Annotated in this window: 2 protein-coding genes; both read right to left on the minus strand. The window is 74.9% G+C overall.

The features are described 5' to 3' along the window. Window positions 1-132: 132 nt before the first annotated feature. On the minus strand, window positions 133-609 hold the full coding sequence (locus tag DW309_RS00535) for a VanZ family protein (RefSeq protein ID WP_136044217.1): 477 nt from the start codon (window positions 607-609) through the stop codon (window positions 133-135). A 35-nt stretch (window positions 610-644) separates the two neighbouring features. After that, on the minus strand, window positions 645-1385 hold a 741-nt coding region (locus tag DW309_RS00540), incomplete at its 5' end, for a Ppx/GppA phosphatase family protein (RefSeq protein ID WP_136044218.1).

Consider the following 1385-nt stretch of genomic DNA (forward strand, 5'->3'; position numbering starts at 1 on the left):
CGTCCGCGTGCGCGTTCTCGGGTTCGGGGGAGGGGGAGGGGGAGGCGGAGGACGCGGCGGGCGTCGTCGCCCGGAGCTCGCGCCATTCCCTGCGGCTCATGCCGGCCGGAGGGCCGTCGGGGTGGGGCGTGGTCACGACACCAGCCTACGGCGGGCCGCCGCCGGGCGATCACCCGCCACCAGCCGGAGCAGCACCAGGGCGAGCACCGCGCCGATCAGCGTGCCCGAGGTGTTGGCGATGATGTCGCTGAGGGCCGGGACGCGCGAGGGCATGAGCCCCTGGACCGCTTCGATGACCACGCTCATCAGACCGCCGCAGAGCACCACCTGCCACAGGCGCAGCCGCGGGAGGGCGAGCGCGAGCAGCAGGCCCACCGGAACGAACAGGGCGACGTTGGCGAGGATCTCCAGCACCACGGCGCTGCGCTCGTACGAGGCGATGCCCGCATCGGACACCCACGCGGCCATGACGCCCACCAGCCCCGTGACCTTGGCCGAGACCGAGGCGGGGAGCCAGACGGTGAAGCCGACGAACAGCAGGTAGCCGACGAGGGCGAGACGCGCCGTCACCGTGCCCGCGCGCGAGGGGGCGACGGCGGGGGAGGTCATGCGGTCATGCTAGCGGCGGGGGGTGTGCGCCCCTCTCAGGTTCGCGCGCCGCTGTGCTCCTCGATGTAGCGCAGCAGCACGCCCTCGCGCAGGGCCCACGGGGAGACCTCCAGCTCGTCCACCTGCAGGGCGCTCATCGCGGTGTGCAGAGCGACCGCGGCCGCCACGATCTGGAACGTGCGATCGGGGGTGATGCCGGGCAGCTCCTGTCTGGCCGAGGCGGGCAGGCGGGCGAGCCGCGGGATCCAGGAGCCGAGCGCCGCGCGGGGCAGCAGCATCCGGTCGCTGCCCGACCACCCGGGCGTCGGGTAGCCCACCAGACGGGCGAGCGAGCGGATGGCCTTGGATGATCCGACGACGTGGTCGGGGCGGGGCAGGGCGCGGAACCGGGGCAGCACCTCGGCGAGCGTCGTCTCGGCGTGCGCGCGCAACCGCTCGACGTCGGCTTCGCCGGGCGGGTCGTCGGGGAGGAACTGCACGGTCATGCGGCCGGCGCCCAGCGGGACGGAGGCGGCGGCGTCGGGCAGCTCCTCCGCCCCCGCGGCGATCTCCAGCGAGCCGCCGCCGATGTCGAGCAGCAGCAGCTGTCCGGCCGACCACCCGAACCACCGCCGCACCGCGAGGAACGTCAGCTCCGCCTCGGTCTCGCCGTCGAGCACCTGCAGCGGCTGCCCGAGCGCGGCTTCGATGCGGGCGATGACCTCGGCGCCGTTGCGGGCGTCACGCACGGCGCTCGTCGCGGTGGCGAGCAGCTCGTCGACCCGCTCCGCCTCGGC

Origin of the sequence: Microbacterium sp. K41, assembly GCF_004794395.1 — a bacterium.
Classification (GTDB): Bacteria; Actinomycetota; Actinomycetes; order Actinomycetales; family Microbacteriaceae; genus Microbacterium; species Microbacterium sufflavum.